13 protein-coding genes, 1 pseudogene and 1 riboswitch are annotated in these 14154 nt (G+C 70.4%); of the genes and pseudogenes, 8 read left to right on the top strand and 6 right to left on the bottom strand.

Annotated elements, in window-relative coordinates:
- Positions 1 to 464: pseudogene (locus tag GXW71_RS33205) on the bottom strand (hypothetical protein); the annotation flags it as partial.
- Positions 465 to 656: 192 nt separating this feature from the next.
- Positions 657 to 842: a hemin uptake protein HemP gene (gene hemP, locus GXW71_RS33200; RefSeq protein WP_246527124.1), complete on the bottom strand. Its 186-nt coding sequence runs from the start codon at positions 840 to 842 to the stop codon at positions 657 to 659.
- 130 nt (positions 843 to 972) lie between these two features.
- Positions 973 to 1184, top strand: a riboswitch (cobalamin riboswitch).
- Positions 1185 to 1246: 62 nt separating this feature from the next.
- Here hemP and metE point away from each other — a divergent pair.
- The 4 genes from metE to GXW71_RS33180 all read left to right on the top strand — a co-directional run bounded on the left by metE (position 1247) and on the right by GXW71_RS33180 (position 7464).
- On the top strand, positions 1247 to 3565 hold the full coding sequence (metE, locus tag GXW71_RS33195) for a 5-methyltetrahydropteroyltriglutamate--homocysteine S-methyltransferase (RefSeq protein WP_211858128.1): 2319 nt from the start codon (positions 1247 to 1249) through the stop codon (positions 3563 to 3565).
- Positions 3566 to 3754: 189 nt separating this feature from the next.
- Positions 3755 to 4981: a M23 family metallopeptidase gene (locus tag GXW71_RS33190; protein WP_211858107.1), complete on the top strand. Its 1227-nt coding sequence runs from the start codon at positions 3755 to 3757 to the stop codon at positions 4979 to 4981.
- An 89-nt stretch (positions 4982 to 5070) separates the two neighbouring features.
- Complete coding sequence (locus GXW71_RS33185) at positions 5071 to 6180, top strand: enolase C-terminal domain-like protein (protein ID WP_211858105.1); 1110 nt, start codon at positions 5071 to 5073, stop codon at positions 6178 to 6180.
- Positions 6181 to 6249: 69 nt separating this feature from the next.
- Positions 6250 to 7464, top strand: coding sequence for an MFS transporter (locus GXW71_RS33180; RefSeq protein ID WP_211858103.1), 1215 nt, complete (start codon positions 6250 to 6252; stop codon positions 7462 to 7464).
- A gap of 14 nt (positions 7465 to 7478) precedes the next feature.
- On the opposite strand, the gene GXW71_RS33175 is transcribed toward GXW71_RS33180, so the two are convergent.
- Positions 7479 to 8582, bottom strand: a complete 1104-nt coding sequence (locus GXW71_RS33175) for a glycosyltransferase family 4 protein (protein ID WP_367617421.1) — start codon at positions 8580 to 8582, stop codon at positions 7479 to 7481.
- Positions 8579 to 9403: a UDP-2,3-diacylglucosamine diphosphatase gene (locus GXW71_RS33170; RefSeq protein WP_211858101.1), complete on the bottom strand. Its 825-nt coding sequence runs from the start codon at positions 9401 to 9403 to the stop codon at positions 8579 to 8581. The genes GXW71_RS33175 and GXW71_RS33170 overlap by 4 nt, the downstream gene beginning before the upstream one ends.
- Positions 9404 to 9607: 204 nt before the next feature.
- On the opposite strand from GXW71_RS33170, the gene GXW71_RS33165 reads away from it, so the two are divergent.
- Positions 9608 to 10477: a diacylglycerol/lipid kinase family protein gene (locus GXW71_RS33165; RefSeq protein ID WP_211858099.1), complete on the top strand. Its 870-nt coding sequence runs from the start codon at positions 9608 to 9610 to the stop codon at positions 10475 to 10477.
- Positions 10478 to 10559: 82 nt separating this feature from the next.
- Here the strand turns inward: GXW71_RS33165 and GXW71_RS33160 are convergent, their stop codons facing one another.
- Together GXW71_RS33160 and GXW71_RS33155 are read right to left on the bottom strand one after the other, a co-directional pair.
- Positions 10560 to 11057, bottom strand: a complete 498-nt coding sequence (locus GXW71_RS33160; protein ID WP_211858097.1) for a CoA pyrophosphatase — start codon at positions 11055 to 11057, stop codon at positions 10560 to 10562.
- 86 nt (positions 11058 to 11143) lie between these two features.
- Positions 11144 to 11719, bottom strand: a complete 576-nt coding sequence (locus GXW71_RS33155) for a DUF1285 domain-containing protein (RefSeq protein WP_246527123.1) — start codon at positions 11717 to 11719, stop codon at positions 11144 to 11146.
- A gap of 176 nt (positions 11720 to 11895) precedes the next feature.
- Here GXW71_RS33155 and GXW71_RS33150 point away from each other — a divergent pair, with 176 nt between their 5' ends.
- The 3 genes from GXW71_RS33150 to GXW71_RS33140 form a co-directional block, all read left to right on the top strand.
- A complete protein-coding gene (locus GXW71_RS33150) occupies positions 11896 to 12900 on the top strand; it encodes an AAA family ATPase (RefSeq protein ID WP_211858093.1) in 1005 nt (334 codons plus the stop codon).
- Positions 12901 to 12968: 68 nt separating this feature from the next.
- Complete coding sequence (locus tag GXW71_RS33145) at positions 12969 to 13760, top strand: DUF58 domain-containing protein (protein WP_367615967.1); 792 nt, start codon at positions 12969 to 12971, stop codon at positions 13758 to 13760.
- On the top strand, positions 13760 to 14154 hold a 395-nt coding region (locus GXW71_RS33140; RefSeq protein ID WP_211858091.1), incomplete at its 3' end, for a BatA domain-containing protein. The genes GXW71_RS33145 and GXW71_RS33140, both read left to right, overlap by 1 nt.

Genomic DNA, 14154 nt, shown 5'->3' with positions numbered 1-14154 from the left:
GGCGGGGCCGGGCGCGCGGCTTCGGCGACGCGCACCGGGGGCGCCGGCGGCGTGGAAGGGGGCGGGGGCGGCAGGATCTCGGCGGCCGGCGCGGATGTCTCGGGCGGTTGGGGCTGCCATGGCGCGTCGATCTCCACGGGGGCTTCGGCCGGTGTCGGCGCGGGCGCGGGATCTGCGGAAGCCGGTGGTGCCGGCGAAGTCTCGGTCACCTCGGTTGGCGACGGCGCTTCGGCAGGCGTCGCCGCTGTATCGGCAATGGAGTCGGGGTCGGCCGCGCTGGTGCCGGCCGCGTCGGCCGGCGCCGTGTCGCTGCCCGCACCCAGCAAGGCCACCTTGGCGACCATTTCGGCCGGCTCGCCGCCGCCGGGCGAACCGCCGCCGCCCAGCAGCAGCACGGCCAGCAACCCGGCATGCAGCACCAGCGAGGCGCCCTGGGCGGAGCCGCGGAGCCGCGCCGCCGCCATGCGTCAAAGACCCACGCGGATCGAGGCGGGGACGCTCCGCCCGATGTCGCGGCAAGGCGGTGCCGGATCGGCGCTCTGGGGGGAGCGCCGATCGGCATGGTCGACCGCCGGCAAGGGCGATCTCACGCGGGGATCCATCCAGGGTCGCTCCAGGGCAGTCGGGGAGGTGCCTGGCTGGCGCGGCAGCAGCCGCTACTTCGTGAGGATCAGCTTGTCGTTGCTGGTGCGGCGAAGGCGATAGACATCTGCGCCGTGCTGGATCTCGAGTTCATGCTCGGCCTTCAGCAGTTCGACGCTGGAGACCCGGCGCGGCGGCACGACGGCGCCATGCGGGGGGGCGGGGCGCGGGGACGCGGACAGGGTGGTCTCGGACTTCATCACGGCAGCCTCCGTTCGCGGATGTGGTGCGCTCTAAATGCGAATAATTCGCAATTGCGGTCAAGAGGGAAGTGCGAGTCGACGGAGCGGTGATCGGCTCGAACGGCTTGCATGAATCACAATATGCACATATCGTTATATCCGCATCGGTCCTGCGCGAGCGGGCAAAGAGGGAACGCCGTGGCGGGGTCGCAAACCTCCAGTCGGCGGCTGCCCCAGCAACTGTCGGCGGGGAGCTGCCGGCCCTTCTGCGCCACTGCGCCCCCCCCCGGGGGCGCGGGAAGGCAGGGCCGGCGGCCGCGATCCGCGAGCCAGGAGACCTGCCGGTGCCGCCGACCCGCAGCCGCGGGCGGCGCAACCCCTTCCGCCGGGCTGGGTTGCACCGGAGGCTGGAGACAGATGCGATGACCATCGCCGCCAATCTCGGCTACCCGCGCATCGGGCCGCGCCGGGAGTTGAAGACCGCGCTGGAGGCCTTCTGGGCCGGGCGCATGCCGGAGAACGAGTTGCTCGACACCGCGCGGGCGCTGCGCGCCGGCGGCCGCGCCGTGCAGCAGGCCGCGGGTATCGGGCACATCCCCTCCGGCGATTTCGCGCTCTACGACCATGTGCTGCAGACCGCCTGCGCGCTTGGCGCCATCCCGCCCGGCTATGGCTGGAACGGCGAGGGGCCGGTCACACTCGCGACGCTGTTCGCGCTCGCACGCGGCGCGCGCGGCACGGCCGCCGAGCGCGACGCCGGTATCCCGGCGGAGGCGCCGGCGCTCGAAATGACCAAGTGGTTCGACACCAACTACCATTATCTGGTGCCGCGCGTCGGGACCGGGACGCCGTTCCGGCTGACCTCCAATCCCTGGGCCGAGGCGGTGGCGGAAGGCATGGCGACCGGCTGCCGCACCCGGCCGGTGCTGCTCGGGCCGGTCTCCTTCCTGCTGCTCTCGAAAGCCGAGGACGGCGTCAACCCGCTGGCGCTGCTGCCGAAGCTGCTGCCCGCCTATGCGGCCGCGCTGCGCGGCATCGCGGATGCCGGCGCCGCCTGGGTGCAGATCGATGAGCCCTGCCTGGTCACCGACCTGCCGGTGGGCGCCGAAGCGGCCTACCGCCAGGCCTTCCGGGCGCTCGCCGATGCCGCGCCGGGGCTGAACATCCTGCTCGGCACCTATTTCGGCGGCCTCCGGGAGAACCTGCCGCTCGCCTTCGCGCTGCCGGTCGCCGGCGTGCATCTCGACCTGGTGCGGGCGCCGGAGCAACTCGATGCCGCGCTGGAAGTGGCGGGGTCCGAGCAATGGCTGTCGCTCGGCCTGGTCGATGGGCGCAACATCTGGCGCGCCGATCTGCGCGTGGCGCTCGGCCTCGCGCAGCGCGCGGCGCAGCGCGATGGCGGCGCGCGGCGGCTGATGGTCGCCCCCTCCTGCTCGCTGCTGCATGTGCCGCATGACCTGGCGATGGAGGAAGCGCTGGAGCCGGCGCTGCGCCGGCGCCTTGCCTTCGCCAACCAGAAGCTCAGGGAAGTGGCGCTGCTGGCCCGCGGGCTCGACGAAGGCGAACGCGCGATCGCCGATGCGTTGTCCGAAAGCGACCGGGTGGTCGGTGAGCGCCGTGCCGATCCGCGCGTGCACGATCCGGCGGTGGCGGCGCGGCTCGCGGCCGCGACGCCGGCGATGGAAAGCCGGGCGCATCCCTACGCGGCCCGCGCCGAGGCGCAGCGCGCGCGGCTCGGCCTGCCGCTTTTCCCGGTGACCACCATCGGGTCCTTCCCGCAGACCGAGGCGGTGCGCAAGGCGCGCGCGGCCCATGCCAAGGGCAAGCTCGACGGCGCCGCCTACGAGGCGGAGATGGAGCGCCTGATCGCCGAGAGCGTCGCCTGGCAGGAGGAGATCGGCGTCGACGTCCCGGTGCATGGCGAGTTCGAACGCAACGACATGGTGAAGTATTTCGGTGAGCAGCTTGCCGGCTACGCCTTCACCAAGCATGGCTGGGTGCAGAGCTATGGCAGCCGTTGCGTGGCGCCGCCGATCATCTGGGGCGACGTGTCGCGCCCCGCGCCGATGACCTTGCGCTGGAGCCGCTATGCACAGTCGCTGACGCAGCGCCCGATGAAGGGCATGCTCACCGGTCCCGTGACCATGCTGCAATGGTCCTTCGTGCGCGACGACATCCCGCGTGAGGCGGTGTGCCGGCAGATCGCGCTGGCGATTCGCGACGAGGTGCGAGACCTGGAGGAAGCGGGAATCCCGATCATCCAGATCGACGAACCTGCCTTCCGCGAAGGCCTGCCGCTGCGCGCCGCGGACCGCGACGACTATCTGCGCTGGGCGGTCGCCTGTTTCCGCCTCTCGGCCGCCGGCGTGCGCGACGAGACGCAGATCCACACCCACATGTGCTACAGCGAGTTCAACGACATCATCGGCGCCATTGCCGCGATGGATGCCGATGTGATCTCGATCGAGACCGCGCGCAGCCGGATGGATCTGCTGGAGGCCTTCACCCACTTCGCCTATCCGAATGAGATTGGGCCGGGCGTCTGGGACATCCACAGCCCGCGCGTGCCGGACGCGGCGGAGATGGCATCGCTGTTCCGGCTGGCGCTGGCGAAGCTGCCGCCGGAGCGGTTGTGGCTCAACCCCGATTGCGGCTGCAAGACGCGCGGCTGGGCGGAGGTGAAGCCGGCCGTGGAGAACCTGGTCCGCGCGGCGCGGGTCTTGCGGGCGGAAGCCGTGTAGCGACGCATCTGATTCGCACGGCTGCGCCTTGCATGGCGCAGCCGTGCTCCGTTGCGGCACCGGTCGTTGCCGCTGTTACATCGCGCGCTGTTGCATGCCGTTGTTACATCGCGCGCTGTTGCGCGACGCGGGCCACGTGGGTTAGGCAGCCGAAGCTCTGCCTCTGCAATTCACGAGGTCCCCGACCGCATGGCGCTCCGCTTCCGTTCCTCCGCTCGTCTCCTGCTCTGCTTCCTGCTGCTGTTCGGCATCACCAGCGGCGTTTCCGCGGAGACAGCGGAGCCGCCATCCTTCGAAGGTACGGAGCGGGTGATCACGGTGCGGCGCAACGACACGCTGGCGGACATGCTGCGCAGTGCCGGCATCGCGGCAGCGGAGGCCCATGCGGTTGCAACGGCGCTGCTGCCCGGATTCGGGCCTCGCGACCTGCGGCCCGGCCAGGAGCTCAGCCTCTGGTTCGACACGGAGGAGGATGAGACCCTCAATGCCGTGGTGCTCGAGCCTGCGCCAGGGCATGTCGTCGCCGTGCGGCGCGGCGAGAGCGCCTGGTCGCTCGAGGAATACCGGGCGCCGCAATCGCGCTTCCTGGCACGCGTCGAGACCGAGATCGACGGCGGCGTCTTCCCCTCGTTGACCCGGGCGGGGCTGCCGGCGCCGCTGGCGTTCCGCCTGGTCCGCGCTTTGCAGTATGAGGTCGACTTCCAACGCGACATCCAGCCGGGCGACCGCATCTCCGTCGCCTTCGAGCGCTATCGCGGCCCGGATGGCGAATTGCTGCGGCATGGCCGCGTGCTGCACGCCGCGCTGACCCTCTCCGGCCGCGTGGTCGAGGTCTGGCGGCACGACGCGGGCGATGACACGGCCGGCTGGTACGATGGCACCGGGCGCCCGCTCTCGGGGCGCTTCATGCGCACGCCGCTTGATGGTGCCCGCATTTCCTCCGGCTTCGGACCGCGGCGCCATCCGGTCCTCGGCTACAACCGCATGCATCGCGGCATCGATTTCGCGGCGCCGACCGGCACCGCCGTCTATGCCGCGGCACCCGGCCGGGTCGCGGTCGCGCGTGCCGAGCGCGGTTATGGGCGGACCATCGTGCTGACGCATGCGAATGGCGTCAGCACCCGCTATGCGCATCTGTCGCGCTTCGCGCGGGGACTCCGCGTCGGCGCGACGGTGCGGCAGGGGCAGACCATCGGTGCCGTCGGCGCGACCGGCCTCGCCACCGGGCCGCATCTCCACTACGAGCTGATGATCGCGGGCCAGGCGCGCGACCCCTCCCGCACGCTGATCGCGACCGAGGAGCCGCTGCGCGGACCGGCGCTGGCCGCGTTCCAGGCGAAGCGGCGCCGGCTGGAAACCGACATCGCGACGCTGCGCGGCTCCGGCGGAATCGAGCTCGCGATGGCGCCCGACTGACGGCGGAGCAGCTTCCGCCCCCTCGCCCAGGTCGCGGGTTGGTGCGAAGCTCCCCCCGAGCCAGGCTGGGCCGGGAGGAAACGCCGAGAATGAAGATCACCGATGTCACCCTGACGCTCTTCGCGTGGAAGGGTCTGCCCCTGATCACCTATGGGGCGCATACGGCTGCGGGCAATGGCGAGAGCCAGATGGGGCTGCTCGCGATCGAGACCGATGCGGGCGTCACCGGCCATGCCTTCCTCGGCAGCTCCCGCAACGGCGCCGACAGCGAGGCCGGCACCGTCATGACAGCGCTGAAGCCGATGTTGATCGGCGAAGATCCCTTCAATCGGGAGAAGCTGAACGCCCGGCTCTGGACCCGCATCCGCCAGACGACGACGCGCGCCATCGGCGCCATCGACATCGCGCTCTGGGACCTGGCGGGCAAGGCGCTGGGGGTGCCGGTCTACAAGCTGCTCGGCAAGTATCGCGACGCCATCCCGGCCTATGCGAGCTCCGCCGTGATGACTTCGCCGGAAGCCTATGCCGAGGAAGCGGTACGCTACCGCGATGCCGGCTGGGCCGCCTACAAGATCCACCCGCCGCAGAAGCTCCAGGAGGACATCGCGATCTGCCGCGCGGTGCGCAAGGCGGTCGGCGACGATTACCGCGTCATGCTCGACAGCACCTGGGGCTATGACTTCCCGACCGCGCTGCGCGTCGGCAAGGTGATCGAGGATCTCGGCTACTACTGGTACGAGGACCCGCTGCACGACCAGGACATCTACAACTACGTCAAGCTGCGTCAGGCGCTGCGCATCCCGCTGCTGGCGACCGAGTATCCGATGACCGGGCTCGAAGGCTATGCCGAGTGGATCATGAACCGCGCCACCGACTATCTGCGCGGCGACGTGACGGTGAAGGGCGGCATCACCACCGTGGTGAAAACCGCGCATCTCGCCCAGGCCTTCCGCATGAATTACGAGATCCACCATGCCGGCAATTCGCTGAACAACCTCGCGAACCTGCATGTCGCGATGTCGATCCCGAACACCGAGTTCTTCGAGGTGCTGCTGCCGGCCGAGGCGCAGAAATACGGCCTCCTGGAGGAGATCGAGATCGGCGCCGACGGCATGGTGCGTGCGCCGGACAAGCCCGGCCTCGGCGCCGAGATCGACTTCGCGCTGATCGAGCGCAATCGGATCGCGGTGCTGCGGTAGGAGCGCCGGTGAGCGCGGCGGACGCGCTGGGCAGGGCGTCGTAGACATGAGCAAGGAACACGAATGCGCTTGAGTGGCGAGACGGGCCTCATGCTCCTGGCCCTGGGCACGATGTTCGTGCAGCAGACCTTCGCCTCCCTTGGTCGCAGCCTGCCGACCGTTATCGCCCCTGCCATCATCACTGACCTTCGTCTGGATGCTGCCTGGGTCGGTGTCTATGTGAGCCTGATCGCAGTCTCCGCGCTGATGTTCCAACTCGGCTGCGGAAGCTTCATCATCCGGTATGGCGCCCTGCGCATGAGCCAGGTTGCCTTGCTGCTGCTGGCCGGGGGCCTGGCTGCCGCTTCCACCGGAGTGGTCGCCCTTCTTGCCCTTTCCGCGATCATCGGCGGCGGCGGCTCGGCCATTTCGACGCCAGCGAGTTCTCATCTCCTTGGGCGATACTCGCCCCCCAACTATGCTCCCTTGATCTTTTCCGTGAAGCAGACAGCGGTGCCGGCGGGGTTGCTTCTGGCTGGCCTTCTCGGCCCGGCGCTCACGCTATCGGCGGGATGGAGCGCCACGCTCAATCTCGCCGCGGCTGGCTGCATCCTCTATGCATTCATGCTTCAGCGGTCGAGAGCCGAGTTCGACGCCGACCGGGTGCCGAGCCGACGATTTCATGTCTCGGATTTTCGAACGACCTTCACCTCGGTGCTTGCCACCTCCGAGCTGCGCAACCTTTCCATGGCATGCTTCGCGTTCAACGGGCTGCAGACGGTCTTCACCTCCTATTTCATCATCTACCTTGTGGTCCTTGGATACGGCCTGGAACTCGCAGGCGTGGTGTTTTCCGCGGCGATGTTCATCGCTGTGCCTTGCCGCATCCTGTGGGGCTGGCTCGGAAGCACCTCGATCTCGCCGCGGCACATGATGGGAGGGCTGGCGCTCGGCATGGCCGGCAGCACCTTGCTGGTGGGTCTCTATGGCCCACTCTGGCCGGTGCTGATCGTCGGCTTCGTGGCGTCCTGCCTGAGCGCCACGGCGATGTCCTGGCATGGGGTTCTTCTGGCGGAGGCAGCGCGCCTCGCTCCGGCTGGAATGCGCGGGATGGCGACCGGCGGGGTTCTTTCCTTCGGCCAACTCGGCGGGCTGCTTCTGCCGCTGGTCTACTCGGGGCTTCTGTACCTCACCGAAAGCCACGGCCTGGGCTTCGCGGTCTGCGGTGCGCCAGCCCTCCTGGTCGGCGTCCTGCTCATGCGCCCGCCTTCCCAAGGCGCCGCGACGGCCTCCCGGTCCGAATAGCCCCTGCGCCGCTCTCAGCCGTCCGTCCTGGCGGATATCCTGACCTCGCTCGCCGCATTCCTCCGAACGGAAGCCGCCCTGGTCTCGGCAACGGCAAAGCGGCTGAGCGCGGCGCGGAACTGTTCCGCGCAGGCTTCCCAGGAGAAGGTCTCGGCATGCCGCCGCGCCGCCGCCCGGTCGCAGTCGAGCGCGCGGAGGCAGGCGGCGCGCAGATCCTCGTCCAGCGCGCCGACGCGCGGATCGGTCACCACGTCGAGCGGGCCGGTCACCGGATAGGCGGCGACCGGCGTGCCGGAGGCCAGCGCCTCCAGCAGCACCAGGCCGAAGGTGTCGGTCCGGGAGGGGAAGACGAAGACGTCGGCACCGGCATAGCTGCGGGCCAGCGCGCCATTGTCGCGCCAGCCGGTGAAATGCACATCCGGGAAGCGCGCCATCAGCGCCAGGCGCTGCGGCCCGTCACCCACGACGACCTTGGTGCCGGGCAGGTCGAGCATGAGGAAGGCGGCGATGTTCTTCTCGACGGCGATGCGCCCGGCATAGAGGAAGATCGGCCGCTTCAGGCCCTCGAACGGGTCACGCGCGTCGGGATTAAAGCGTGCGAGATCGACGCCGCGGGTCCAGGGCCGCACCTTGGTGAAGCCGCGTGAGGCGAGTTCGTCCCGCAGCGTTTGGGTCGCCGCCAAGGTCGCCTCTCCCGCCTGGTGGAAGCGGCGCATCAGCGACCAGGACAGGCGTGTCGGGATGCGGGTGCGGGCATGGACGTATTCGGGGAACTTGGTGTGATAGGCGGTGGTGAAGGGCCAGCCGTTCCGCCGGCAAATGCGGCGCATCGCCCAGCCGAGCGGGCCTTCCGTCGCGATATGGACGGCGCAGGGCATGAAGGCCTGAGCGATCGCTTCCAGCTTGCGGCGCGGGAACAGCGCCAGGCGGATCTCCTTGTAGCCCGGGGTCGCCATGCTGCGGAACCGGTCGGGGCCAACCACCTCCACCACATCGCCCTGCTGGCGCAGGATATCGGTGACCAGGGTCAGGGTGCGCACCACGCCGTTCACTTGCGGGTGCCAGGCATCGGAGACGATCAGCAGGCGGAGCGGCGCCGCCTCGATGGCGCTGTTCACGCGACCTCGGGCAAGGCGATGCGTTCGCGTGGCGCCGGGCGTCGGGCGGCGAAGGTCAGGCGGTTCTCGGCTGCCCAGTCCACCAGCTCGAAGCGGCCATCGGCATGCTCGACCAACGCCGTGCAGCTCTCCACCCAGTCGCCGTCGTTCATGTAGACGATGCCCTGGATGCTGCGCATCTCGGCGTGGTGGATGTGCCCGCAGACCACGCCATCCAGCCCGCGCCGGCGGGCTTCGTTCGCCAGCGCTGTCTCGAAGCGGTCGATCGCCTTCACCGCCTCCTTCACCTGGCGCTTCAGCCATTGCGACAGCGACCAATAGGGGTAGCCGAACCGCCGGCGCGCCGCGTTGAACCAGGTGTTGAGCCAGAGTGCCCAGTCATAGGCCCAGTCGCCGAGATGGGCGAGGAACTTGGCGTAGCGGATCACGCCGTCGAACTCATCGCCATGCATGACCAGGTAGCGGCGGCCGTCGGCGGCGGTGTGCACCGCTTCCTTCTGCAGCCGGACGCCACCGATCTCGAGCCCGAGGCCGAGCCAGTCGCGGAACATCTCGTCATGATTGCCGGGAATATAGGTGACCTGCGTCCCGTTCCGGGCCATCGACAGGATCAGGCGGATCGCCTCGTTGTGGTCCGCATCCCAGTACCAGGATTTGCGCAGCCGCCAGCCGTCCACGATGTCGCCGACCAGGTAAAGCTGCTCGCACTCCACTTGCCGCAGGAAATCCACCAGGTAGTCGCTGCGGCAGCCGCGGGTTCCGAGATGCGTGTCCGAAATGAAAAGGGTGCGGTATCGGCGCTTCGCATCAGTGGTCGACATCACTTGCATGAATCCGGTCCCGAGCGACCGACCTGCTCCGCGAATCGAAGCGCGCCGGCGGCGTCTGATCTGCGTTCGCGTGGAGATATCCCCAACCCAAGCCATGGCGCATGAATCCTAGATGAAACCCCACCGCTGGTTGCAGTCATGCTATGGAAGCGGTTTCGCCACGAAACCGTCACCAACCGCTGCGAGAAGCCCCCGATGCTCGTCGTCTTCAACCCCACCGCCGGTGCCCGCCGCCGCCGCCGCCTGACGCGGGCGATGGATGTTCTGCTGGGCCTCGGCCTGCGGCCGGAACTGGCTGAGACCACCTGCCGCGGGGATGCCGAACGCCTGGCGCGGGAAGGGGCGGCGCGCGGCGTGCCGATGGTGATCGCGGCTGGCGGGGACGGCACCATCGCGGAAGTGGCGAGCGGCATCGCCGGCAGCGATGCGGCGCTCGGCGTGCTGCCGCTCGGCACCGCCAATGTGCTGGCCTGGGAGCTCGGCCTGCCGATGCGCCCGGAAGCCGCGGCCGGGCGCCTCGCGCGGGGGCGGATGGTGGAGCTGCGGCCGGGCATGGCGCGCTTCGGCGACGGACGCGCGCGGCTCTTCGTGCAGATGCTGGGCGCGGGCTTCGATGCGGCGGTGGTCGCCAATCTCGACCTCGCGCTGAAGCGCCGCATCGGGCGCGCGGCCTATGTGTGGCAGACCATCCGGGAATTGCCGCGCTATCCCTTCGCGCCGATCGCCGTGACGCTGGACGGGGAAACGCACACGGCGACCAGCGCCATCATCACCAAGGGGCGGCTCTATGCCGGCCGCTATCGCCTGGCGCCGGAAGCCAAGCAGGGCGAGCCCGGCTTTCATGTCGCGTTGTTCTCCGCCAAGGGGCCGGTCTCGACGGCGCTCCTCGGCGCGGCGCTGCCGCTGAACCTGCTCTCGCGCATGCCGGGCGTCCGGCTGTTGCGCGCGGCGCGGGTGGAACTGACGACGGAGGGTGTGCCGGTGCAGGCGGATGGCGATGCGGCGGGCGCGCTGCCGGTGGTGGTCACGGACATGCCGGGGCCGCTTCGTCTGATCGGGGCATGATGTCAGCGGTACGCGTACTTCACGCGTACCGGGCGCCCGAATGGGCGCCGCCGTAGTCCGGCGTCAGAGGGCCTGAGAGACGCTAATCCCGTAGCAGCCGCGACAGGTTCACAAGGATCGCCGCGGTGGCGCCCCAGATGTAGTGCCGCTCATGCGGCACCACCCAGAACTCCCGCGTGCGACCCATGAACTCGCGCGTCTGGCGCTGCGCCAGCCCGGGGCGCAGCAGCGTCTGCAGCGGGTATTCGAAGGTCTCCGCCACCTCGGCAGGCTCGGGCGTCAAGGTCAGCGGCACCGGTATCAGCGCCACCACCGGGGTCACGTGAAAGCCGGTGCCAGTGCGGTGCTCCGGTAGGCGTCCAAGCAGTTCCGGCAGCCGCGGGTCGAGGCCCACCTCCTCGGCCGCCTCGCGCAGCGCCGCGGCTTCCGGCGTCTCGCCGGCCTCGATGCGGCCGCCCGGGAAGCTCACCTGCCCGGCATGGGACGACATCGCGGCCGCCCGCAAGGTCAGCAGGATCGTGGGTTCGTCATGCAGCAGGATCGGCACCAGCACGGCGGCCGCCGTGCGGCGCTCCGGCATCAGGTCGAGCGCGTCGTCGCTGCCGGTCGGCGCGACCCTGTCGCGGCGGGCGGGGTCCGCCAGCCGGGCCGCGATCTCGGCGGGGCTCAGAGCCCGTCTCGGAGCGGCGCGCCGGCGGCTTGCCCGGTGAGCTCGGGCGGCACCTCATCGATCGGGAAGAAGACGCCCTCGCTCCAGACGCCGAGTACCTGGCGGTCATCCACCCGCTCGGTCTCCGCCAGCGCCACCAGCTCGTAGAAGACGGCGCGCGCGATCCGCGCCTCCAGGCCCGGGCGCACCGTGACATAGGGCCGCGGCTCCCGCGTCACCGGGCAGATCGCGACTCGGATCGGATGCGCTTCATTCGCGGTCACCATCTCGTCGAGATTGGTGCGGAAGGTCAGGCATTGCTGGGGCTTGCCGGTCTCGGCGCAGGCGCAATCGCGCCAGAACAGCTCGACGGCGACGAAAGGCGCGTCCTCCACCTCGATGCGGCCGCGCTCGACCGGGGTCTCCAGGACGTAGCCGCCATCCTCCTCCCGTTTCAGCACCGACGCGAAGAGGGAAACCAGTTCCTTCCGGCCGATCGGGCTGCCGCGGTAGTACCAGGTGCCGTCCCGGCCGATGCGGATGGCGAAGTCGCCGCAGTCGATCTTCGGGCGTCGTCCGGGCGCGGCTGCCATCACGGAGCCTCCATCGACACCATTCGTCGCTTTCTCCGCGCGCTCTCCGGTCATAGGCTTCACTTCATTCTGGCCGCCGTGCCGAAAGCCGGCAGGCGGGCTGGGGTGACAGGCGCTGTTTTCCGAAGCCGGCTCCCGTGGGCGGCTCCGCCCCCTAGTATGGGAAGAAGGATGGCATGGTTGAAGTGGCCGAAATGATTGATCCGGCATCCCTTGTCACGGAGGTGGAGGCGCTGGGCGCCCGCCTGACCCGTGCGCGGGAGGCGGTGGGCCGGGTCATCTTCGGCCAGCATGCCGTGGTGGAGCGGACCCTCATCACCCTGATCGCGGGCGGCCATGTCCTGCTGGTCGGCGTCCCCGGCCTCGGCAAGACCAAGCTGGTGGAGACGCTTGGCGCGGTCATGGGCCTCGATGCCCGGCGCGTGCAGTTCACCCCGGACCTCATGCCCGCCGACATCCTGGGCTCCGAGGTGCTGGAGGAGGGCGCGGATGGCCGCCGGGCCTTCCGCTTCATCAAGGGCCCGGTCTTCTGCCAGCTCCTGATGGCCGATGAGATCAACCGCGCCAGCCCGCGCACCCAGTCGGCGCTGCTGCAGGCGATGCAAGAGCACAAGGTGGCCGTCGGCGGCGAGATCCATCCCCTGCCGGCGCCGTTTCACGTGCTCGCCACCCAGAACCCGATCGAGCAGGAAGGCACCTATCCCCTGCCCGAGGCCCAGCTCGACCGCTTCCTGCTGGAGGTCGAGGTCGGCTACCCGGATGCCGCCGCCGAGCGCGCCATGCTGCTGGCCACGACCGGCGCCGAGGAGGTGAAGCCGCAACCGGCGATGACCGGTGCCGAGCTGCTGGCCGCCCAGGCGCTGATCCGCCGCATGCCGGTCGGCGAGAAGGTGCTGGACGCGATCCTGGCCCTGGTCCGCGGCGCCCGGCCGGAAACCACCGGGATCGAAGCGGTACGGAAACATCTGGCCTGGGGCCCGGGACCGCGCGCCGCCCAGGCCCTGATGCTGGCGACCAGGGCGCGGGCGGTGCTGGACGGCCGGCTGGCGCCGTCGATCGATGACGTGGTCGATCTGGCGGAGCCGGTGCTGCGCCATCGCATGGCACTGAATTTCTCGGCCCGGGCCGATGGGGTGACGCTCGCTGATGTGATCGGCGCGCTGAAGGCGAGTATAGCCTGAGCGCCACCGCCGCCTTCCGGGACGCCAACCGTGCGGAAGCGCTGGGTGCCCGGCTGCCGCCGTTGGTCGTGCAGGCGGAACGGGTCGCGGCCACGGTCATGCAGGGGGTGCATGGGCGGCGCCGGTCCGGGCAGGGCGATGCCTTCTGGCAGTTCCGCCCCTTCCTGACCGGGGACGCCGCCGCGCGCATCGACTGGCGGCAGAGCGCCAAATCCGACCGCCTGTTCATCCGGGAGACGGAATGGGAAGCGGCGCAGACCGTCGCGGTCTGGCGTGACGCCTCGCCCTCCATGGCCTGGCGATCCGGCCTCGCGACCGTCGAGAAACGGGCACGGGCCGAGCTGCTGCTGCTGGCGCTGGCCGCGCTGCTGCTGCGCGGGGGTGAGCGGGTGCGCCTGCTCGGCGCCGAGCGGCGCAGCTTCGCCGGGCGCGGCGCGCTGGTGCCGCTGGCCGAGGCGCTGGGGCGTGTCGCGCCGCCGCCCGAGGACGCCGCGATCCCCCGCCATGCCCGGGTGGTGCTGATCGGCGATTTCCTCGATCCGCTGGCGGAGACCAGCCGCGTGGTCGCGGCGCTGGCGGCACGCCCGGTCAGGGGTCATCTGTTGCAGGTGCTCGATCCCGCCGAGGAAAGCCTGCCCTATGCCGGGCGCATCCGCTTCGAAGGGGTGGAGGGCGCCGAACACGCCCTGCTGCCCCGCGTCGAAGGCGTGCGCGCCCTCTATGCCGAACGCCTCGCCGCGCACCGGGATGGGCTGAAGGCCATCTGCGCCGCCGCCGGCTGGGGCTTCGCCCTGCACCACACGGACCAGCCGCCGGAGGCTGCGCTGCTGGCGCTGCACCAGGCGCTGGCGCCGGGCTGATGCTCAGCCTCGGCCCCTTCGCCTTTGCCGCGCCCTGGCTGCTGGCGGCCCTCGTCGCGCTGCCGGTGCTGGTCTGGCTGCTGCGGGTGACGCCGCCGGCCGCGAAGCGCCAGAGCTTCCCCGCCATCCGCCTGCTGCGCGACCTGCCGCCGACCGAGGAGACGCCGGCCCGCACCCCCTGGTGGCTGCTGCTGCTGCGCCTGGTGGCCGCGGCGCTGATCATCCTCGGCCTGGCGCGGCCGATCTGGCAACCGGGGGCAGCGACCGGCGGCTCCGGCCCGCTGCTGATCGTGGTGGATGACGGCTGGGCCGCGGCCGCGGACTGGCCGGCCCGCGCCGCTTCCGCTGGCGCGGCGCTGGAGGCCGCGGGGCGGGAACGGCGGCGCGTCGCCCT

Origin of the sequence: Plastoroseomonas hellenica, from assembly GCF_018129085.1 — a bacterium.
GTDB classification, from domain to species: domain Bacteria; phylum Pseudomonadota; class Alphaproteobacteria; order Acetobacterales; family Acetobacteraceae; genus Plastoroseomonas; species Plastoroseomonas hellenica.
The sequence above is the reverse complement of the archived record's forward strand: the minus strand, read 5'-3'. Positions and strand labels throughout refer to the sequence as shown.

Excerpts from the sequence above, each read along its gene's own strand:
- hemP (WP_246527124.1), bottom strand. The coding sequence starts at position 842 with ATGAAGTCCGAGACCACCCTGTCCGCGTCCCCGCGCCCCGCCCCCCCG.
- metE (WP_211858128.1), top strand. The coding sequence starts at position 1,247 with ATGACCATCGCCGCCAATCTCGGCTACCCGCGCATCGGGCCGCGCCGG.
- GXW71_RS33190 (WP_211858107.1), top strand. The coding sequence starts at position 3,755 with ATGGCGCTCCGCTTCCGTTCCTCCGCTCGTCTCCTGCTCTGCTTCCTG.
- GXW71_RS33185 (WP_211858105.1), top strand. The coding sequence starts at position 5,071 with ATGAAGATCACCGATGTCACCCTGACGCTCTTCGCGTGGAAGGGTCTG.
- GXW71_RS33170 (WP_211858101.1), bottom strand. The coding sequence starts at position 9,403 with ATGTCGACCACTGATGCGAAGCGCCGATACCGCACCCTTTTCATTTCG.
- GXW71_RS33165 (WP_211858099.1), top strand. The coding sequence starts at position 9,608 with ATGCTCGTCGTCTTCAACCCCACCGCCGGTGCCCGCCGCCGCCGCCGC.
- GXW71_RS33160 (WP_211858097.1), bottom strand. The coding sequence starts at position 11,057 with ATGCCGGAGCGCCGCACGGCGGCCGCCGTGCTGGTGCCGATCCTGCTG.
- GXW71_RS33155 (WP_246527123.1), bottom strand. The coding sequence starts at position 11,719 with ATGGCAGCCGCGCCCGGACGACGCCCGAAGATCGACTGCGGCGACTTC.
- GXW71_RS33150 (WP_211858093.1), top strand. The coding sequence starts at position 11,896 with ATGGTTGAAGTGGCCGAAATGATTGATCCGGCATCCCTTGTCACGGAG.